Genomic DNA, 18,882 nt, shown 5'->3' on the forward strand with positions numbered 1-18,882 from the left:
ATACCGCAAGCGGCCTGCGACACCGCGCGGCGCCCGAAATGCACCGAACCCGCAGGGCTGGGCCGAAAAAACACCATCCACTGCGTTGCGCTCCTTGCCAATAACCGGTTATTGGCTGCGTCGCGCGCCTGATGGCTGGTGCTTTTTCGGCCCAGCGCTGCCGCGAAACAGGTGACGACACGCCCTAGGTTTTGTTCTGGCATGGCGGTTGCTTATAAGGGTGCTTCCCGCCACGGCGGGTCGCATGGCGCGATTGCTTGCGCCTTCCGTACTCACCGCGCACCGCGCGGCACCAGACCAGGAGTTCCCAGATGAGCCAGACCGATTCCATCGCGCTGCCCGCCGGCGTCACCATCCACCCCGTTGCCGGTCGCATCGGCGCCGAGATTCGTGGCGTGAAACTGTCGCCCGATCTACCCGAGAACATCCGCGATGTCGTTCGCCAGGCCTGGCTGAAGTACAAGGTGATCTTCTTCCGTGGCCAGACCCACCTGGACGACGCCAGCCAGGAGCAACTGGTCACCCTGTTCGGCGAAAAGGCCGTGCCGCATCCCACCGCGCATCTCAAGCAGGGCACCAGCTACGTGCTGGAACTGGATTCGCAGCAGGGCGGCCGGGCCAATAGCTGGCATACCGACGTCACCTTCGTCGATGCCTATCCGCTGGCATCCATCCTGCGCGGCGTGACCATCCCGGAGGCCGGCGGCGATACGGTGTGGGCCAACACGCACACCGCCTATCTCGATCTTTCGCCCGAGCTGCGCGACCTGGCCGATAAGCTGTGGGCTGTACACAGCAATGAGTACGACTATGCCGCACGCAAGCCGAACGCATCGAGCGAAGCGCTCAAGCGCTACCACGAGGTGTTCACCTCCACCGTCTACGAAACCGAGCACCCGGTGGTACACGTGCACCCGGAAACCGGTGAACGCAACCTGCTGCTGGGTCACTTTGTGAAACGTATCCTCGGCGTGCCGACGCGGGACAGCCAGCACCTGTTCGACTTGCTGCAAGGCCAGGTTACCCGCCTGGAGAACACCGTGCGCTGGCGCTGGCAGCCGGGTGACGTGGCGGTCTGGGATAACCGCGCCACCCAGCACTACGCGGTGGATGACTACGGCGATGCGCACCGCGTGGTGCGCCGCGTGACGGTGGATGGCACGGTGCCGGTGGCGGTGGACGGTCGTCGCAGCACCACCCGCAGCAAGATCGCGCGGCAGGAGCAGGGCGCTGCCAACGAAGCCGCGCCGACCCGGGAAAGTGCCGCGGCCTGAGCTTCATCCGCCCGCCCGGCTCGCCCGGCGCCGACCAACCCGGCGTTGTCGCGACCGACGGGCTGCTTTCTCCTTGTTTGCACTGTCGTGCCGGTGGTTCTCCCCGTGGGGGCGGGGTGATCACCGGCCTTTTTTTTGCTCAAATTGCCTCGTTCCCGCCGAAGGCAAGCCGGGAAAATTTCCGGACTATGCTGATTGACTAAGGTCAATAGGGTGTTTCACGTAGAAGTCAAAGCTGATCGCACGGGGGAACCGCCTAAGGAGTCGAGGGATGAAAACGAGCAAACTGGTTTTGGCATTCATATTGTCGCTGGGCTTGCATGGCACCGCTCAGGCGGCAGAGAGCAAGGCCGCGCCCGCCCGCCCGGTCTACACCGAAGTGACCGTGCCCGCGCCTTCGCTGCGCGGCAACCTGCTGGGCATCAAGGATCAGCAGGGCATCGTGGTCTACCTGCCGCCCGGCTACGGCAAGGACACCGCCAAGCGCTACCCGACGGTGTACTTCCTGCCCGGCTATGGCGACAGCCATCTTGCCTACGGCTCGGCGCTGGCGGGCGCCATGGGCGAGCTGATTGCGGCCGGCAAGATCCAGGAAATGATCGTCGTCAGCGTTGAGGGCAACTATCGCTACGGCGGATCGTTCTATGTGAATTCGCCGGTCAGCGGCAACTGGCAGGATTTCGTGGTCAAGGATGTGATCGGCTATGTGGACAAGCACTACCGCACCGTTCCCCGTGCCTATGCGCGCGGGCTGGCCGGGCATTCGATGGGCGGGTTCGGCGTGCTGCACCTGGGGCTGAACACCAGCGGCGTGTTCGGTGCGCTGTACTCGATGAGCCCCGGCGTGTTCAAGCCCGGCGACCTAGAGCGCACCCCGCTGTCGTTCTCCACGACCCGCTACGCCGAGGACTTCTACGGCAAGCTTAAACCCGCCGAATACCTGGAGCGCATCCACAGCATCTCGTGGCCGGGTAACTTCACCTACACCTACGCCTTCTCGTTCGCCTACCGTAGCGACGGCAAGCCGCCGTTCTTCGACACCCCGGCCGAGAACAAGGATGGCGACGTGCAGCACGACGCGGTCTGGCAGCGCTATGAGGCTGGCTACGGTGGCTGGGAGGCCAAGCTCGATCAGGGCGGCGTCAACCTGAAAGCGCTCAAGGGCTTCGTGGTCGATTACGGCAAGAGCGACGAGTTCTCGTGGATTGTCGACGGCAGCAAGTACCTGTCGGCCGAAATGAAGAAGCGTGGCATCGACCATCAACTGGTCGAGTACGACGGCGATCACCAATCCAAGGTGAACGACCGGCTGAAGAGCGACGTGCTACCGTTTTTCGCCAAGACGCTCAGCGCCAAATAATACGTTCCTCCCCCCATGGGCCGGCGGCAGGCCGGGTCGCCGGCCTTTTTCATACGGGTGCTGGAGTCGTTACTTGCCCAACTGCGCCGGCAGCCCGGCCACCAGTGCGTCGATGGCCGCGCGGGTACGCGGCGGCAGATAGGGGCTGTGTGGCCAGATGGCGTGGATGTCATGGCCGATCACCCGCTCGGCATCCATCACCAGCACCAGCTCACCGCGCTGCACGTAAGGCGCGACCAGCCAGCACGGCAGCCACGCCAGCCCCGCGCCGGCCACCGTGGCATCGACGATGGCTTGCAGATCGTCCAGCCGCAGCCGGATGTCGCGCTCCACCTCCCGCACCAGGCCGTCGCCATCACGCACCCGCCACACGCTGTCCCGTCCGCCGTGGCTGTAGACGATGCCGGCGTGCCCAGCCATCTGCGCCACGCTGGCGGGCGTGCCGCGCTCGGCCAGGTAGCACGGTGCGGCACAGATCGCCATATGCTGGCTGCCCAGCCGCCGCGCCGCCAGGTTGGGCGTGTCGGTCAGCGGCCCGATGCGGATCGCCAGATCGAAGCCTTCCGCCACCAGATCCACCGGGCGGTCATTGAACGACAGATCGATGGCCAGGCGCGGCCAACTGCGTAACAGCGGCGTGAGCAACGGCGCCACACACTGGCGGCCGAGCAGCACCGGCGCGCTTACCCGCAGCCGGCCCGATGGCTCGCGCTGGCCGGCATCCAGCATCGCCGCGCCGGCATCCAGCTCCGCCAGTGCGCGCACGCAGCGCTCGTAGTAGGCATGGCCGGCATCGGTCAGGCTCTGCCGACGCGTGGTGCGCTGGAACAACCGCACCCCCAGCCGCTGCTCCAGCCGCGCGATGGTCTTGCCCACCGCCGAGCGGGACAGATGCATGCGGTCAGCCGCCAGCGCAAAGCTGCCGGCCTCCACCGCGTGGACGAAAGTGACCACGCCGTTCAGGCGATCGCTCATCGATTGGTGCTCTCAGGGCTACATATTGAAGAAAATGTGCCGGCACTGGTGCGCAGCAAGAAACGATATCTTAGACCGTATCGACCATCACGCGCGGGCTGCATCGACCGCGGATCGGCTGGGGCGATGCGGCGCGGCACGGTGCATTAGTTTTTCCTTGCACCCGCCCGTATCGTCTCGATGCCGCGCCGTAGCTTGCCCGAAGGTTGCGGGGAAATGCTTGCGCCTGGCACGGCCTTCGCATCCCGTGTTCGACGTCGATCACCAGCCCACCGGCTGCCGTAGCGCAGTCCAGCCATCACAGGAGCCACTCATGCAGGTCTATCGTCTTCAACCCGGCAGCGACATCGCTGGCCTCGAACTTCGCGACGAAGCCGCGCCGTCGCTCGCTCCGCATCAGGTGCGGGTACGCGTACGCGCGGTGGCGCTCAACTTCCGCGACCTGATGGTGGCGCGCGGCACCTACCTGGCGTCGGACGGGCAGTCACTGATCCCGGGGTCCGATGCCGCTGGCGAGGTCATCGAGATCGGTGCGGCGGTCACCCGCTGGCGCGTTGGCGACCGCGTCGCCAGCACCTTCTTCCCGTACTGGCAGGATGGTGCGCCGACTGCAGCCAAGACCCGTGCCGCGCCGGGCGCCGCGGCCGACGGTGTGCTGGCGGAACAGATTGTCTGGGGCGAAGACCAGTTGGTCGGCGTGCCCACGCACCTGGATTGGCACGAAGCCGCCACGCTGACCTGCGCCGGCGTCACCGCGTGGAATGCGCTGTTCGTCGAAGGGCGTCTCAAGCCCGGCGCCAGCGTGCTGCTGCTGGGCACGGGCGGGGTGTCGATCTGGGGGCTGCAACTGGCGCACGCCGCTGGCGTGCGCACTATCGTGACCTCGTCCAGTGACGCCAAGCTGGAGCGCGCGCGGCAACTGGGCGCCAGCGCCACCATCAACTATCGGGCCACGCCCGAATGGCAGGAGGAAGTGCTGCGCCTGACCAACGGCGCCGGCGTGGACGCCGTGCTGGAAGTGGGCGGGCAGGGCACGTTGACGCGCTCGGTGGCATCCACCGGTATGGGCGGCACCGTGGCCATCATCGGCGGCGTCAGCGGCTTCGGCGGCGAACTGGAACCCTTTGCGCTGATCGGCGGCGCGCGTCGCCTGTCGGGCATCTTCGTCGGCTCGCATGCCATGCACCACGATCTGAACCGGCTGGTAACGCAGGCAGACATCCACCCCGTGATCGACCGGGTGTTCGCCTTCGATCAGGCCCGTGAAGCCTATGCCCACCTGGCGTCGGGCGCGCACTTCGGCAAAGTGGTGATTGGGGTGTGAGGGAAGAGCAACACCGAACTTCTTGACCCGCTTCTTGAAACACCGAGCAGCCGTCCGCTCAACCTTGACTCTCAAGACGGTTGCTTGTGTTTCAAGATGTGGGGTTTAAAGGGTTTCATGCCTCACCGGCCGGCTTGCCTTGATGCCGTTTCACGTCAAAATGCTTCGTTCAACTGGAAGTAAAGACCCGTGGTGTCGCGTCCCATGCCCAGGTCAAGGCGGATGTTGACGCGGGGTTTGAACTCGAAGCGATAGCCCACGCCCGCCGTGGGCAGCCAGGGCGCATCGTCGCCCAGGTCGCCCACCCGATCGGCGATGGTGCCGAAGCCGCCCCAGAACACGATGCCGTGCCGGCCGACGAGGTGATGTCGGTATTCGAGCTGCGCCGCCACCATGTTCTTGTCGCGATACTGCCCCAGGAAATAACCACGCATGCGGTTGCCGTTTCCCATCTGCGACATCATGGTCCAGGGCACGTCGCCCCAGGACAGGTGGCTGTAGAGATCCAGCGCCAGTACGTCGTCACCCAGGGGGTGGTAGTAGTCGTAGATCGTTTCCAGTGTCTGGAAGCGGTTGTCGCTGCCCAGGCCCGGTGCATAGAAGCCCGCGTTCATCTGTAGCGTCTGGCCATGCGCGGGGTTGGGGATGAAGTCGCGCGTGTCGTAGGAAAAATGCGCGGTGAGGCCCGAGGCAAAGACCGAGTCGCCGTCCGGGTCGTCGAGGATGGCGCTACCGTCCTCGATATCCTTGGCATGCGTCTGTTGCAGGCTCCAGCCGATACCGGCGTAGGTATTGGGCGCCACCCGCCGCAGGATGCGCGGCGACAGCGTGAACTCCTCCTTGGTGTAGTCGCGCTTGTTGGCGTTCTGGTGAGCGGCATCGTAACCCACCCCCCAGTACGAGGTGGGCAGGCGCACCAGCGAGCCACCGGCATAGAAGCGCCAGCCGTCGTCGCCAAAGAAGGTGTTGTTATCGAAGCCGATGCCCAGTGCACCCACCGAGCTGACGAAACCGCGCAGCGTCAGCGTGGACAACTGGGTATCGGGCAGCGCGTTGTCGGGCTTGTACAGCCCCACTGCCGCCACACCGATGCCGGCGCCCATTTCGGGGTTGTAGAACGGGCCGGGCAGCACGCCCCAGTCGATGCCTTTGCTGAGGTCCACCTGCTTGGAGGCGCCCAGCCGTGTCAGCAGGCGATCCAGCCAGCCCTGGTCGTCGTCGGCGTGTACCGGGGCGGCCAGCAGGAGTGCGCACAGGGTGAGGAGCGGCTGCTTCATGAATGGGAGACCGTCATGGGTTGGGCGAATGCCGGGCCGTGGTGCAACATCGATGGTGCCCGTACACGTCGGGTTCAGAACCTGTAGAACGTACTGAGGATGTAGCCCTGGCGCTGGCCAAAGCCGACCTCGCCCAGCAGACTGATATTGCGGTTCACCATCCAGTGAAAGCCCGCCAGCCCGTTCCACGGCGCGGCGATCTTTTCGTCGATGCTGAAGTTCAGGTCCACGTCGCGCCCGATATCAGTCTGCGCGGTGGGCATGGTCACGCTGCCGGTGATGGTCACGTCGGTGTGCAGCCAGGTGGCGCCGACATAGGTCATCACCGTGCCCCAGCCGCCCAGGCTCCAGTTCAGCCCCACGCGCGGTGCGATGTTCCAGGTCTTGGCATCGGTGTCGGACATGCTCACGTCGGAGATGGTGTAGGTCACCGGCAATGAGAAGTAGAACTGCCGCACGTTGCCCGCCAGGGTGAAGCCGGCGCCGTACGAGTAGCCGTGGTAGTTGGCGCGCGCGGTGGCGGACAGGGTCTTGCCGCACCAGTCCGGCTTGATGCGTCGCGCGCACGGATCCTGCCCGGTGACGAAACGCACCATGTCGTCCGCCGACATCGAGATGCCGATGTCACCACCGCCCTTGATGTGCCCGGCGATGGCATAGACGTTGAGAAACGGAAACAGCCAGGCGCCCACCTGCACCTGCTCGGAGCGGTTTTCCAGCGTGCTGGTCGGGAACTGCACGAAGCCGGCGTTGCGCAGCGCCCGGTCGCCGAGCGAGACCTCCAGGTTGCTCAGCAGCATGTTTTGCTTGCTGTAATAGTACGACAGGCCCAGATCGTAGGGATTGGGCAGGTCGTAGCCCTTGTCGATCACCCTTTGGGCGAAGAAGGGCAGCGCGTGATCCCATTTGCGCGGTGGTGGCTTGCTGCCGTCCTGGCCGGGCACGGCCTGGATCGATTGCTCCGGCAGCGGTGTGACGCGGCCTTCATAGCCCAGGTCGAATACGGTGTCACTGCGCGGCGAGGGGGCCGCCTCGGCGGCGCTGGCGTTGGCGGGAACAGGTTCGGTGGCTGGATCGGGCTGTGCGGCGCAGGCCAGAGGAGCGGCCAGCGCCCACGGCAGCAGGCAAGGCAGGAGCAGATTGGATTTCACGGATCGATGGGCCTCGGGCGAAGGGGCGCGGTCATCGTAGCGGTCTGCGCCACCACGGGCACGACTGGAATTCACAGCGTGCCGTTGCCTAGTGTAGACAGCCGGCGGTTATTCCGCTGTCACCCCCATGGGGCCGGCCTCCGTGCCGGCCGGCCCCGGGGATGGCCTCAATGGCAGCCGCACGCGCCGTGCTGCGCGGTGGCGGGCTGCGCGCCCGCATCGATCAGCAGCGCACGGCCCTCGGCCAGTGCCGCACGCGCTTCGCGGGTGGCATCCAGCATGTTGCGCAGCGCGGCTTCGGTTTCGGGCCAGCCGCGGGTTTTAAGGCCGCAATCGGGGTTGATCCACAGCCGTTCGGCCGGCACCACATCCAGCGCCTTGGCGATCAGCCGCAGCATCTCGCCGACTGGTGGCACGCGCGGGCTGTGAATGTCGTAAACGCCCGGACCGATCTCGTTCGGATAGCGGAAGCTGCCGAATGCCTCCAGCAGCTCCATGTCGGAGCGGCTGGTCTCGATGGTGATCACGTCGGCGTCCATGGCCGCGATGGCGGGCAGGATGTCGTTGAACTCCGAATAGCACATGTGGGTGTGGATCTGCGTCGCATCGGCCACGCCGCTGGCCGAGACGCGGAACGCGCGGCCGGCCCATTCCAGGTAGCGATCCCAGTCGCCACGCTTGAGCGGCAGCCCCTCGCGGAATGCCGGCTCGTCGATCTGGATCACGCGGATGCCGGCGGTTTCCAGATCGACCACCTCGTCGCGGATCGCCAGCGCGATTTGCAGGCAGGTGCGTTCACGTGGCTGGTCGTCGCGTACGAACGACCATTGCAGGATGGTCACCGGCCCGGTGAGCATGCCCTTCATCGGGCGCGTGGTCAGCGACTGCGCATAGCGGCTCCACTCGACCGTCATCGGCGTCGGGCGACTCACATCGCCGAAAATGATCGGCGGCTTGACGCAACGGCTGCCGTAGCTCTGCACCCAGCCGAAGCGGGTAAAGGCAAAGCCGGACAACTGCTCGCCAAAGTATTCGACCATATCGTTGCGCTCGGCTTCGCCATGCACCGGCACATCCAGGCCCAGTGCTTCCTGCTTTTCGACCACCAGCCGGATTTCGGCCTGCATCGCGGCCATGTATTGTGCCTGCGGCAGCTCGCCGCGCTTGAACGCGGCACGCGCGGCGCGGATTTCGCGAGTCTGCGGAAAGCTGCCGATGGTGGTGGTGGGCAATAGCGGCAGTTTCAGCCATGCCCGTTGTTGTTCGGCCCGCTGCGCGTACGGCTGCGCGCGGCAGGCATCGGCCGGTGTCAGCGCGGCCACGCGCTCGCCCACGGCTGGATCATGGATGCGCCGGGAGGTCCGGCGCGATGCGGCGGCGGCATCGCTGCGCGCCAGTTCACCGGCCACGGCGTCGCGCCCCTGTTCCAGCGCGCGTTTGAGCATGGCCACTTCGCCCAGCTTCTGGCGGGCGAATGCCAGCCAGCCTTTCAGTTCCGCGTCCAGCCCGTCCTCCTGTTCCAGATCGACCGGCGTGTGCAACAGCGAGCAACTGCTGCCCACCCACAACCGGTCACCCAGGTGCGCCGCCAGGGGCGCCAGGGTTTCCAGCCGCGCCGACAGGTCTGCTGCCCAGATATTGCGGCCGTCGATCACGCCGGCGGACAGCACGCGCCCGGTGGGCCAGTCGACCAGCAACGCATCCAGTTGTTCCGGCGCGCGCACCAGATCCACATGCACCCCGGCCAGCGGCAGTCGGTGCAGCAGCGCGGCATGATCGGCGACGCTATCGAAGTAGGTGGCCAGCAGCAGCTTCACGCCGTGCTGATCCAGTGCGCGGTAGGCCCGCTCGAAAGCAGCCAGCCAGTCGCCCGGTAGTTCCAGCGCCAGGATAGGTTCGTCGATCTGCACCCACTGCACGCCTTGTACCGCCAGCTTGTTCAGGATGCGCTGGTAGGCCGCGATCAGGTCCGGCAGCAACGCCAGCTTGTCCAGCCCCGCCAACTTTGCCTTGGCCAGATAGAGGAACGACAGCGGCCCCAGCAGCACCGGCTTTACTGCGTGACCTTGCGAGCGTGCTTCTTCGATTTCGTAGAATAGCCAGTCCACGCCGCCGTCGAAGCGGGTGTCGGCGTCCAGTTCCGGCACCAGGTAGTGGTAGTTGGTATCGAACCACTTGGTCATTTCCAGTGCAGGCTGCGCTGCGTTGCCGCGCGCCAGCTCGAAGTACTGCTTCAGGCTGAGCGTGGACGGGTCGAAACCGAAGCGCGCCGGCAGCGCACCCAGCAGGGCGGCGGTGTTCAGAACCTGGTCGTACCAGGCGAAATCGCCGACCGCCACCCAGTCCAGTCCCGCATCCTTCTGCCACGCCCAATGGCGGCGGCGAAGCTGGCTGCCCACGGCGGCCAGTTCGGTCTCGTCGATGGCGCCTTGCCAGAATCCTTCCAGCGCGAACTTCAGTTCACGTTGTGCGCCGATGCGCGGAAAGCCCAGAACATGAGCAGTAGTCATTGCAAACCTCGGTATCCATGAATGTGGTTTGCATCATCCGCGTCAGCTAATTATGATTCAAACTCATTCTTTTCACGAAAACCATGAGAATTGCTAATGCAGTCGTTACTGGAGTTGCGCCACCTGAAAACCCTGCTGGCGATCCGCGAGGCCGGCAGCCTCACGCGCGCCGCCGAGCGTCTGTTCCTCACCCAGTCCGCGTTATCGCACCAGATACGGCTGCTGGAGGATCACTACGGTCTGCCGCTGTTCGCGCGCAAGCAGGCGCCGCTGAAGTTCACCCCGGCCGGCGAAAAGCTGGTGGCGCTGGCCGCCGAAACGCTGCCGCGCGTGGCCGCCGCCGAGCGTGATATCGCCAAGCTGCGCGAAGGCGAGGCGGGGCAGTTGCGCATAGCCGTGGAATGCCACACCTGCTTCGACTGGCTGATGCCGGCGATGGATTCGTTCCGCGAGCGCTGGCCCGAAGTCGAGCTGGATATCGTATCCGGCTTTCATGCCGACCCGGTGGGCCTGATCTTCGAGGACCGCGCCGACCTTGCCATCGTCTCCGAGCGCGACCCCGAAGCGCGTATCGCGCACTTTCCGCTGTTCTCGTTCGACATGGTGGCGCTGGTGGCCAAGGATCATCCGCTGGCCGACAAGCCCATGCTGGAAGCCACCGACTTCGCCGACGAAACCCTCATCACCTACCCGGTGCCGGACGACATGCTCGACCTGATGCGCAAGTTGCTCAAACCCGCTGGCATCAACCCGCGCCGGCGCACCAGCGAGTTGACGGTGGCCATCCTGCAATTGGTTGCCAGCCGCCGCGGCATCGCCGCGCTGCCGCACTGGAGCGTGCAGCACTACCTGGATCGCGGCTATGTGGTGGCCAAACCGATCACCGCCACTGGCCTGCAAGCCGAACTTCATGCCGCCGTGCCGTTGGAGCGCGCTGACACCGCTTATCTGCGCGAATTTATTGCGATTGTGCGCGAGGTAAGCGTGGCAAACCTGCCGGGGATCGTGCTGGGGGAGGACTAGACAGCAGCCAGCACCGTCGGGAAGTAGCCTGGGCAATGCATTGAGCCGTAGGAGACGTTTCCTGGTGCTGACCGAAAATTTCAATGTGTATGTTGACTGTTGTTGAGTGCAGTCAAAAACATTTATTTGAAACTTATAAAGCAAGTAAATTTATCGCGGTCGATGCTAAGGTCCAGCGTGTGCTTTTAAAAACACACTTGAATGTATGTATGTTGTTAACAAATACTTAATGGACACCATCATGACTGGAACACCAACAATGTGGCGCCATACAAAGGTGCTGGCCGCAGCCTTGGCGATCGCGCTAAGCGCATGTGGCGGAAGCGGAGAGGATGCCATCACCGAGAACGGCAGTGCCAGTGTGGGCAATGCCGTGAAAGTGGAACGCGAGTACGCTCACACTTTCGATTTCTCGAAGCTTAATAAATCGGTATTGAAGGGTGGGGTAGAAGTGACCACCGAACCAGCGGCCTGGCAGGTGGCGCAGATGAGCAGCGCATCCCGCTCCATCTCTCCGCCTTCGCTCCAGGTCGCCGAACTGAGTGCGCTGCTCAGGAACCCTGAGGACATACCCGGCAGAGCGCTTCTTCCTGTATCCGGAAACAAACTGGGCGCAGGCAGTGCGCCCGCCGACATCCCCCCGCCGATTGCCAACTGCGCGGAAATCGACCCCGGCTATATCTATGCCGCAAGCACCCCGCCTGCTGGCTATTACGCCTGCTACCAGTTCACGGTCGAGGCGTTGGCCAAGCTGGATGCCCAGGCACTGCTGCCCGCCGGGTTGAATGGCGTCATCGCGCTGTATGAAGTCGACCCGGTCAGTGGTCAGCTTGCAACCCTGCTGGATAGCGATGGCGGCACGGGGGCCCTATTGCTGGCGCAAACGGTGAATCAATACGCCCGCATTGCCCTGCTGGTACAGGCCAACAATGGCAGTGGTGGCCAAGCCTACCAACTGGGCGTGTTTCCCCGGTCGGGCTTCGACAGCAGCGAACCGAACGACAAGCCGGTACGGCCCACCCAGACGTCGATGAACAAAGCCATCACGGCCAATATCGACATGGCTGGCAACGACGTCGACTATTACTTCTACCCCCTGAAACAAGGCCAGGTGGCGGCGGTGATCAAAGTTGGCTTCAACGCCAACCAGCAAGTCGGTGTGCGGCTGGCACAACAAACCCCGCAGGGCATGCTGTGGGCGCTGGATGAGGAGGAAATGCAAATCCCCCTCAGCGCGGCAGGGCAAAACGTATTGCTCAACGGACTGCCCAACAATCCACCCGGTGCGACGGCACCCCATGGCTTGCTCATCCGGGTACAAGGCATCAATCCCGACGGGCCGGCTGCGGAAGGGTATTCGTTGCGTGTGGGGGTGGCGACCGCCTATATCACCGGGGCATCGAACTGGAATAACGAAAACCTTAGTCGCTGGTATCCGCAGTGGGATGGAAGTGGCCTGCAAACGCACAGCTATATTGGGTTGAGTGCTGCCGTCAAGGATCATCTAGAGCAACCCGTTGAAGGGGAGGAGGTTCGGTTCGGGGTAAGTTGGAACCGCGAGGACCCGAACGCGGAGGTGACCAGCTCTGTCGTGACCGATCAGTTCGGCAATGCCTACTACACCGCGGAGTTTCCATCAGGATGTATGGGGGATACCGAGTTTCGTACTGGCTACGGCCCTATTGGTAGCCCGGTCGATCATTGGAGCGGTACGGCCCAGCTGGGAGGATGGCAGACTTGGTTGCCTGGGCAGAACCCTAATTCAGCTACCAGTAGCAGGCTCTTTTATCGGATTTGCAGTGAGACCTATTTGGGTAATTACTAAATGAAGAAAGGCATGACAGTTACTGTCATGCCTTTCCTTTTGGCTTTTTAGGAGGCATGAAATGAGTATTGATCCGGTAAATATGGGAGGCACTTTTTCTCAAACAGCAAGCCAGGGAGTGGAGGTAAAAGTTCCGAAGCAAAAGAGCCCCGAAGAAAGGGCGATCCCGGGTGTGTCGGTGGAGATTTTCAGCTCCGAGGAACGCAGTAAGGAAATATGGGGGCAGACACATAAATACTATTTTGAGCCACGAGTTAAAGCTGATAAATCGATGGGGGGCTTGGATAGGGAGATCAGCAGCTTCATTGAAGAACTCACGAAAAAGGCACCCTGGCTCGACCAGCAGTGGGATTTTACCCTGGAGGATGGTGCCATCCGAGTGATTGGCGAAGACCTTTCCACGGAGCAGAAGGCTTGGCTGGAAAATCAGTTGAGTGAAGATAGGGTAATCGTTGATCTGGTGACTCGACTCAAAGAGGCCGCTGTGACGTACTTTCAGGATGAGCCGGGAAGGCTGACGAATCCATGCATTAGCAGCACAGGATTCAATGAAGTAATCAAATATAAGGATGTTGAAAAACAATTGAATGGAGTCATCCGCTTTAGGGAGCTGCTGGACGGTGTGGCCTTCGGAAATCGGGGCGGGATGCCTGAAAGATCACTTACCTCGGAAAAGGGCAGACCCCGAGTGCCGGCAATGGACTTCTTTGCGCAATATCTGACGCCATATTCCATCAGCAGCAGGGTTTGATGGGTGCGGGGAGGCTCAATGGTGCCTATTGGGTGTGCGAAAAAAAGGTGCCATACCTTTTCACTTCTGAGTGGGGTGCTCAAGGTGGCCACTGGGCGGGGTCGACGTTGCATGATGGTCCCGGATTTTGGGTACAGCCCATCACCCCTGGCGCCCATGCGGCACGCTGCTACCCGCGCAGGCCGAATCAGACTTATCCAATGTCCCCCGCCCATTCGATTGCCGACACTGGCATCGAGGGTAAGGCCCCCCTCCCGACTCAATTCGAGCGCAATGCGCAGCGCATTGCAGTGACCACGGGCCGGAGGACGTACAGATGGGATGGCTGATCGAGCCCAAGAAGCTCTTGGGATTAAGTATCGGGGTTTCCGTTGGATTCGCGATATTGGCGACGTGCGCCATGACCCTGTTTGCCGGCAGTGCCGCCACAGACCTGATCTGGCAGACCTATGTCTTTGCGCTACTGGTTTCCATGGCGTTCGGAGCCCTGTTTTTCGTGTTCTTCGGCGTGTTCGTGCCCGCATTCCGCCCGGCGCGCAATTCCCTGGGGCAGATGATTCCGATGGGCAAGCCTTATCAGGATGACTACGACGCCAACCGTCATTGATGAGGCGATCCGGCGAACCACCGCCTGGCCGATGTTATCGGCAGGTGCCATGCGAGCCCGACCCGATGGTCGGGTTTTTTATTGCGTGGCAGGCGGCGTTGCGAGGGCCGCAGCCTGAAGCGGCCTCCGTTTGTCTCGCGGTGGCTGATGGCCAGTTTTTCCCAGGCACACGTTCTGCCCCGCCTAGCACAATCGGCGTGGTAATACCTATCTGGGCAGCCACAGGGTGGCGACCAGGCCGAGTTCACCGTTGGCCAGTGCCACGTCGCCACCGTGCGCACGCGCGATGCTGCGGGCGATGGATAACCCCAGGCCGGTACCGCCGGTATCGCGATTGCGTGAGGAATCCAGTCGGTAGAATGGTTCGAACACCCGTTCGTGCATGGTTTCGGGCACGCCAGGGCCGTGGTCCCGCAGAATGATTTGCAGGCGCTGCATGCTGTCCACCACCATGATTTCTACTTCGCCGCCGCCGTATTTCAGCCCGTTGTGCAGCAGGTTCTCCACGCAGCGCTTCAATGCCAGGGGTTGCGCGGGGTAGGGTAGGCGCGCCTGGCCGCTCAGGGTGACGCGGCCGGCGCTGGTGGCGGTGGCATCGTCGGTCAGCGCGGCCAGCAGGGCATTGATATCCACTGGCACTGTGGCTTCGCGCCATGATTCGCCGCGCAGGAAGTCGAGCGTGGAATCGAGCATGGTTTCCATCTCGGACAGGTCGCGCACGATCTTGTCGCGCTGTGTTTCGTCCTCGACGCTTTCGGCGCGCAACCGCAGGCGGGTGAGGGGGGTTTTCAAGTCGTGCGAAACGGCGGCAAGGATGCGGGTCTGTTCGTCCATCACCCGCTTCAGGCGCGCCTGCATCTGGTTGAAGGCGCGCGCGGCATGCCGGACTTCGGCCGGGCCGGCCTCCGTCAGCGGCGGGGTTTGCAGGTTGCGGCCGATGCGTTCAGCGGCGGCCGACAGCGCGGTCAGCGGTCGCGACAGCCAGCGCACCGCCCACAGCGCCAGGATCATCACCACCGCCGAGCGGGAGAGAAAATCGAGCAGCACTGGCCACGGCAGGCGCAATCCCGCCGGGCCGGCCATGCCCGGCGGCGGACCGGGCGGGCGGGTGTTCTGGCGGAAGGTGACCACCTGCCCGTCGGGCAGTTGCAGGCGCGCGGTCAGGTAGCCGGGTGCGCGGTAAACGGCGATGCGGCTGGCCAGCACCTGTTGCGCCAGTTGAGAGCCGGCCGGCGCGGCGGCCAGCAGTTCGCGATGCAATGCCGCGTCGTTGGGCACATTGTGTGCGGCATTGAGCAGGGCAAAGCCGCGTGCAGCCAGCAGGCGCGGGTCCTGCCCTTCCAGCGTGCCCGGCTGGGCGATGGCCAGCAGGTCGAGGCTGCGCTCGATCACCAATCGCGTGGCGCGTTCCTGGTCGAACTGCACCCGCTGATGGCTGAACAGCAGAAAGCCCGGCAACTGCATGGCGATCAGGCCCACCACCACCAGCAGTGCCATGCGCCCGGACAGCGTGCCGGGCAGCCAGCGCTCGATCAGCGCTCCGATTGAACGGCGCTGCATAACATATAGCCTTCGTTGCGGACGGTGCGGATCAATGCGGGATTGCGCGGGTCGTCGGATAGCCGCTGGCGTAGCCGACTGATCAGCATGTCCACGCTGCGGTCGAACGGCACCGCCTCGCGGCCGCGCGTGTAGTCGAGCAACTGATCGCGGTTGAGCACGCGGTTGGCGTGTTCCAGCAGCACTTTCAGCAGGCGGTATTCAGCAAGGCTGAGTGGAATGGCAAGCCCATCGGGCGAGATCAACTGGCGCCCCGAGTGTTGCAACTGCCAGCCGGAAAAGTGGGTCACGCGTGGCTCAGTGGCGACTGGCGTGCGCCGGGTGCGGCGCAGGATGACGCGGATGCGCGCCAGCAGCTCGCGCGGGCTGAACGGCTTGGTCACGTAATCGTCGGCGCCCAACTCCAGCCCGACGATGCGATCGGTCTCGTCGTTGAGCGCGGTCAGCATCACCACCGGAACCTCGCCCTCGGCGCGTAGCGCGCGGCACAGCGCCAGCCCGTCCTCGCCCGGCAGCATCACGTCCAGCACCACCAGCTTCGCCGGATTGGCCGCCAGCGCGCGGCGCATCGCCGCGCCGTCGGCTGCCGTGCTGACGCGAAAGCCATTCTTTTCCAGGTAATCCTGCAACAGCACGCGGATCTCGTCGTCGTCGTCGACCACCAGCAGATGTTCTTTTTCCATGTTCTGCATGGTAGCGCCGGCATGGCGGATCACGATCCGCCAGTTGTAACGGGCATGTAAACGGTTGCGCGGGCAATGACCAAACGCCGACAAAATAGCGGGCGACGGACATGCCGCGCTTACGTGTCGCGGTTCCAATACGGCAACGTACCCGCACCGTCTGTGCCGCGGGTGCCGGCGCCCTGGCGCCAACGCAACCCGGGCCACGCTATAGGCGGGCCGGCTTCGAGGAGCAAGAGACATGGTCAGTAGCATCAGCGGGAGCAGCGCGTGGGCCGGCATCGCCCAGACCTACGCCCAGCGACCCGACCCCAAGGAGCGTTTCAAGGACCTGGACGTGGACGGCAGCGGCGGCCTGTCGCTGGACGAGTTCAAGGCCGGTGCGCCGCAAGGCGACACCAGTCGCGCCGAGGCACTGTTCGCCAAGATCGATAGCGATGGCGACGGCACCGTCAGCCAGGATGAATCGGACACTTTCGCCAAACAGATGGAAGCGCAGTTGCAGCAGGCGGCGCAGCAGTTCCGCAGTGGCCAGGCCGGCGGTGGCAGCCTGGCCGAACTGCTGGGCAAGCTCGATGAGGATGAGGACGGAGCACTTAGCCTGGACGAATTCAAGGTCGGCGCGCCCAAGGGCACCGACGAAGCCAAGTCGGCCGAGCTGTTCCAGCGCGTCGACAGCAACGGCGACGGCAGCCTGAGTGCCGATGAGCTGACGCAGGCCGACCAGGCTCGTCCGCAGGGTGGCATGCCTCCGCCCCCGCCCCCACAGCAGGGCGCATCCAGCGAGGATGATGAGGACAGCACGCAATCGCTGATCCAGAGCCTGATCGCCCAGCTGGCGACCCGCTACGCCAATGGCGGCGATCAAGACGACACTTACGCCGCATTGCTGGCTGGCGTGACCGCCTGACCAGAGCCGTGCCCGGCCCGTGCCGGATGGACATCCCTCTTGCGCCGCCTTTCCGGGCGGCGTTTTTTTGGGTGGGCACTTCGATGGGGACGGCACTGCAATGAATTGAGCAGCCAGTAAGGCTGGTGCGGCAACTGGCCCTAAGTCATTGATCGAACAAGTATGCCAGTGCGCTGTCGCACCTCAGCGACAGAAATTTTCCTATTTCTTTCATGGGGTTGTGTGTTTGCTGGCTGTATCTGTCGTCGATTGACGACAAGTTGCCAGCCTCTCAACAGCCTGGCACAGCATTTTCAATGAATCAATTTTCTTAACTCGTTGATTTTAAAGTAAATGATAGGAGCTGGCACGGAGCCTGCTATATCCCTCTCGTGGCTCAGCCCACCCATCGTTTTCTTAACTGGAGTAAAACCGATGCAAGTTCGCCAAATCATCGCCAAGTTCGCCGCCATCGCTGCCCTGTCCGCCTTCACCCTGGGCGTTGCCCACGCTGCTGACGAGCCGGCTGCCGATCAGGCCAGCGCTCCGAAGGCTGAGCAAACCAAGTAAGCGCGGCTAACAAAACCCTCCTGGCGGCGTCGCGCTTACTGGTCGTACTAAATGTACTGCCTGCGTTTCGCGCTTCTTGCCAGGATCGCTACGCTGGGTTTTGTTAACCGCTCTGACTTGCAGGACCCCATCGGAACCGTCTCCCCGCCCCCTGTAGACGGTTCCAGTGGCACGAACGGCGCCTTTTGGCGCCGTTTTTTTTGCACGGGCGGAGTGCAGGGTGTCAGTCCGGCTGGCGGGTCGGCACCACTTGGGCGGTGGCTTCGATGCGCTTGATGAGCGAGGTCGGCTCGGGCGTGCCGACGGCTAGTGCCAGTTCGATCTCGCCGCGCAGGCCGATATGCGCGCCGGCCACCAGCCAGTCGCGGTTACCCAGACGCACGCTGCTGTTCTCCAGGCGCGCCAGCCAGGCGGCCGGTCGGTACAACCGCATCGCCAGCGGGCCGGCACCGGGAGCGACCAGTTCCACCACATCGATTTCCGAAAGTCGCGCCAGCACGGCACCCAGCGCGTCGCCGAGCAGGGTGGCGGAGGCGGCATTGCTTTCCGCCCAGGCGCTGAGTAGCAGCTCGCCCCGTGCCGACATGCGTTCGACATAGCCACGCGCTCGCTCGCCGCGCAGCCGTGCCAGCACCGGCGACAGTGGCGGGCTGAGGAAGCGCAGCGTTGCGCCGTCCTGGGTGTAGTGGTCGGCGGCATTGAGCAGGCGACCGGGCGGCGCCTGCACATCGACCACGGTCTGGCCGGCGGGCAGGGTGAAGTTGCCGGGCTGCTTGGCGATCGGTGTCAGCGTCTGCGAGCGCAGCAGGTGGGCGCTGCCGCGACCGACGCGGCCGGGGTCGTCGCCGGGGTCGGTATCCAGGCTGGCGGCGTTGAGCCAGACGGCGGCCTTGCCCGCCTGCGGCGCCGGGGCGACGGCACCCAGCGTCAGCGCGGCGCGGTCGCCCAGCGCTTGCTGGAGGTCGGTTTGAAGCAGGGTTTCCAGGGCTTGCAACATGGTCGATCCGTCAGGGTTGCGTCACGGGCACGGCGAATCCGGGCGGGTGATGCCGGGGTGGATGTTGACGATCTTGCGATGGAAGCGGCTGCCCGGGCGTACCAGT

16 protein-coding genes are annotated in these 18,882 nt (G+C 63.9%); 9 read left to right on the forward strand and 7 right to left on the reverse strand.

Features of this window, described 5'->3' with window-relative positions; translation table 11 throughout:
* Positions 1-311 precede the first annotated feature (311 nt).
* The gene (locus FAZ21_RS15540; RefSeq protein ID WP_136774361.1) at positions 312-1,274 is read left to right on the forward strand and encodes a TauD/TfdA dioxygenase family protein; all 963 of its coding nucleotides are present in this window, start codon (positions 312-314) and stop codon (positions 1,272-1,274) included.
* A gap of 271 nt (positions 1,275-1,545) precedes the next feature.
* The gene (locus FAZ21_RS15545; protein ID WP_136774362.1) at positions 1,546-2,634 is read left to right on the forward strand and encodes an alpha/beta hydrolase; all 1,089 of its coding nucleotides are present in this window, start codon (positions 1,546-1,548) and stop codon (positions 2,632-2,634) included.
* 69 nt (positions 2,635-2,703) lie between these two features.
* Here the strand turns inward: FAZ21_RS15545 and FAZ21_RS15550 are convergent, their stop codons facing one another.
* A complete protein-coding gene (locus FAZ21_RS15550; protein WP_136774363.1) occupies positions 2,704-3,609 on the reverse strand; it encodes a LysR family transcriptional regulator in 906 nt (301 codons plus the stop codon).
* A gap of 313 nt (positions 3,610-3,922) precedes the next feature.
* Here FAZ21_RS15550 and FAZ21_RS15555 point away from each other — a divergent pair, with 313 nt between their 5' ends.
* Positions 3,923-4,933: a zinc-dependent alcohol dehydrogenase family protein gene (locus FAZ21_RS15555; RefSeq protein ID WP_136774364.1), complete on the forward strand. Its 1,011-nt coding sequence runs from the start codon at positions 3,923-3,925 to the stop codon at positions 4,931-4,933.
* Between the two features lie 155 nt (positions 4,934-5,088).
* On the opposite strand, the gene FAZ21_RS15560 is transcribed toward FAZ21_RS15555, so the two are convergent.
* From FAZ21_RS15560 to metE, 3 genes are all read right to left on the reverse strand, one after another.
* Positions 5,089-6,210, reverse strand: coding sequence for a BamA/TamA family outer membrane protein (locus FAZ21_RS15560; protein WP_136774365.1), 1,122 nt, complete (start codon positions 6,208-6,210; stop codon positions 5,089-5,091).
* Between the two features lie 74 nt (positions 6,211-6,284).
* Positions 6,285-7,361, reverse strand: coding sequence for a hypothetical protein (locus FAZ21_RS15565; RefSeq protein ID WP_136774366.1), 1,077 nt, complete (start codon positions 7,359-7,361; stop codon positions 6,285-6,287).
* 167 nt (positions 7,362-7,528) lie between these two features.
* Positions 7,529-9,871, reverse strand: coding sequence for a 5-methyltetrahydropteroyltriglutamate--homocysteine S-methyltransferase (gene metE / locus FAZ21_RS15570; RefSeq protein ID WP_136774367.1), 2,343 nt, complete (start codon positions 9,869-9,871; stop codon positions 7,529-7,531).
* A gap of 96 nt (positions 9,872-9,967) precedes the next feature.
* Between metE and FAZ21_RS15575 the strand changes: the two genes are divergently transcribed.
* From FAZ21_RS15575 to FAZ21_RS15590, 4 genes are all read left to right on the forward strand, one after another.
* The gene (locus tag FAZ21_RS15575; protein ID WP_136774368.1) at positions 9,968-10,894 is read left to right on the forward strand and encodes a LysR family transcriptional regulator; all 927 of its coding nucleotides are present in this window, start codon (positions 9,968-9,970) and stop codon (positions 10,892-10,894) included.
* Positions 10,895-11,123: 229 nt separating this feature from the next.
* Entirely contained in the window at positions 11,124-12,719 is a 1,596-nt protein-coding gene (locus FAZ21_RS15580; RefSeq protein ID WP_136774369.1) for a hypothetical protein, read from the forward strand.
* Positions 12,720-12,780: 61 nt separating this feature from the next.
* A complete protein-coding gene (locus FAZ21_RS15585) occupies positions 12,781-13,470 on the forward strand; it encodes a hypothetical protein (RefSeq protein WP_136774370.1) in 690 nt (229 codons plus the stop codon).
* A gap of 316 nt (positions 13,471-13,786) precedes the next feature.
* A complete protein-coding gene (locus tag FAZ21_RS15590) occupies positions 13,787-14,077 on the forward strand; it encodes a hypothetical protein (protein ID WP_136774371.1) in 291 nt (96 codons plus the stop codon).
* 207 nt (positions 14,078-14,284) lie between these two features.
* Here the strand turns inward: FAZ21_RS15590 and FAZ21_RS15595 are convergent, their stop codons facing one another.
* The gene (locus tag FAZ21_RS15595; protein WP_136774372.1) at positions 14,285-15,637 is read right to left on the reverse strand and encodes an ATP-binding protein; all 1,353 of its coding nucleotides are present in this window, start codon (positions 15,635-15,637) and stop codon (positions 14,285-14,287) included.
* Positions 15,610-16,320: a response regulator gene (locus FAZ21_RS15600; protein WP_136774373.1), complete on the reverse strand. Its 711-nt coding sequence runs from the start codon at positions 16,318-16,320 to the stop codon at positions 15,610-15,612. The genes FAZ21_RS15595 and FAZ21_RS15600 overlap by 28 nt, the downstream gene beginning before the upstream one ends.
* Positions 16,321-16,561: 241 nt before the next feature.
* Here FAZ21_RS15600 and FAZ21_RS15605 point away from each other — a divergent pair, with 241 nt between their 5' ends.
* Positions 16,562-17,230 (forward strand): EF-hand domain-containing protein, encoded by a 669-nt coding sequence (locus tag FAZ21_RS15605; RefSeq protein ID WP_136774374.1) that lies wholly within the window; start codon positions 16,562-16,564, stop codon positions 17,228-17,230.
* A gap of 414 nt (positions 17,231-17,644) precedes the next feature.
* A complete protein-coding gene (locus FAZ21_RS21130) occupies positions 17,645-17,779 on the forward strand; it encodes a hypothetical protein (protein ID WP_281279784.1) in 135 nt (44 codons plus the stop codon).
* A 223-nt stretch (positions 17,780-18,002) separates the two neighbouring features.
* Here the strand turns inward: FAZ21_RS21130 and FAZ21_RS15610 are convergent, their stop codons facing one another.
* Positions 18,003-18,776, reverse strand: a complete 774-nt coding sequence (locus FAZ21_RS15610; RefSeq protein WP_136774375.1) for a hypothetical protein — start codon at positions 18,774-18,776, stop codon at positions 18,003-18,005.
* Between the last annotated feature and the right edge of the window lie 106 nt (positions 18,777-18,882).

This window comes from Chitiniphilus eburneus, assembly GCF_005048205.1.
Taxonomy (GTDB): Bacteria; Pseudomonadota; Gammaproteobacteria; order Burkholderiales; family Chitinibacteraceae; genus Chitiniphilus; species Chitiniphilus eburneus.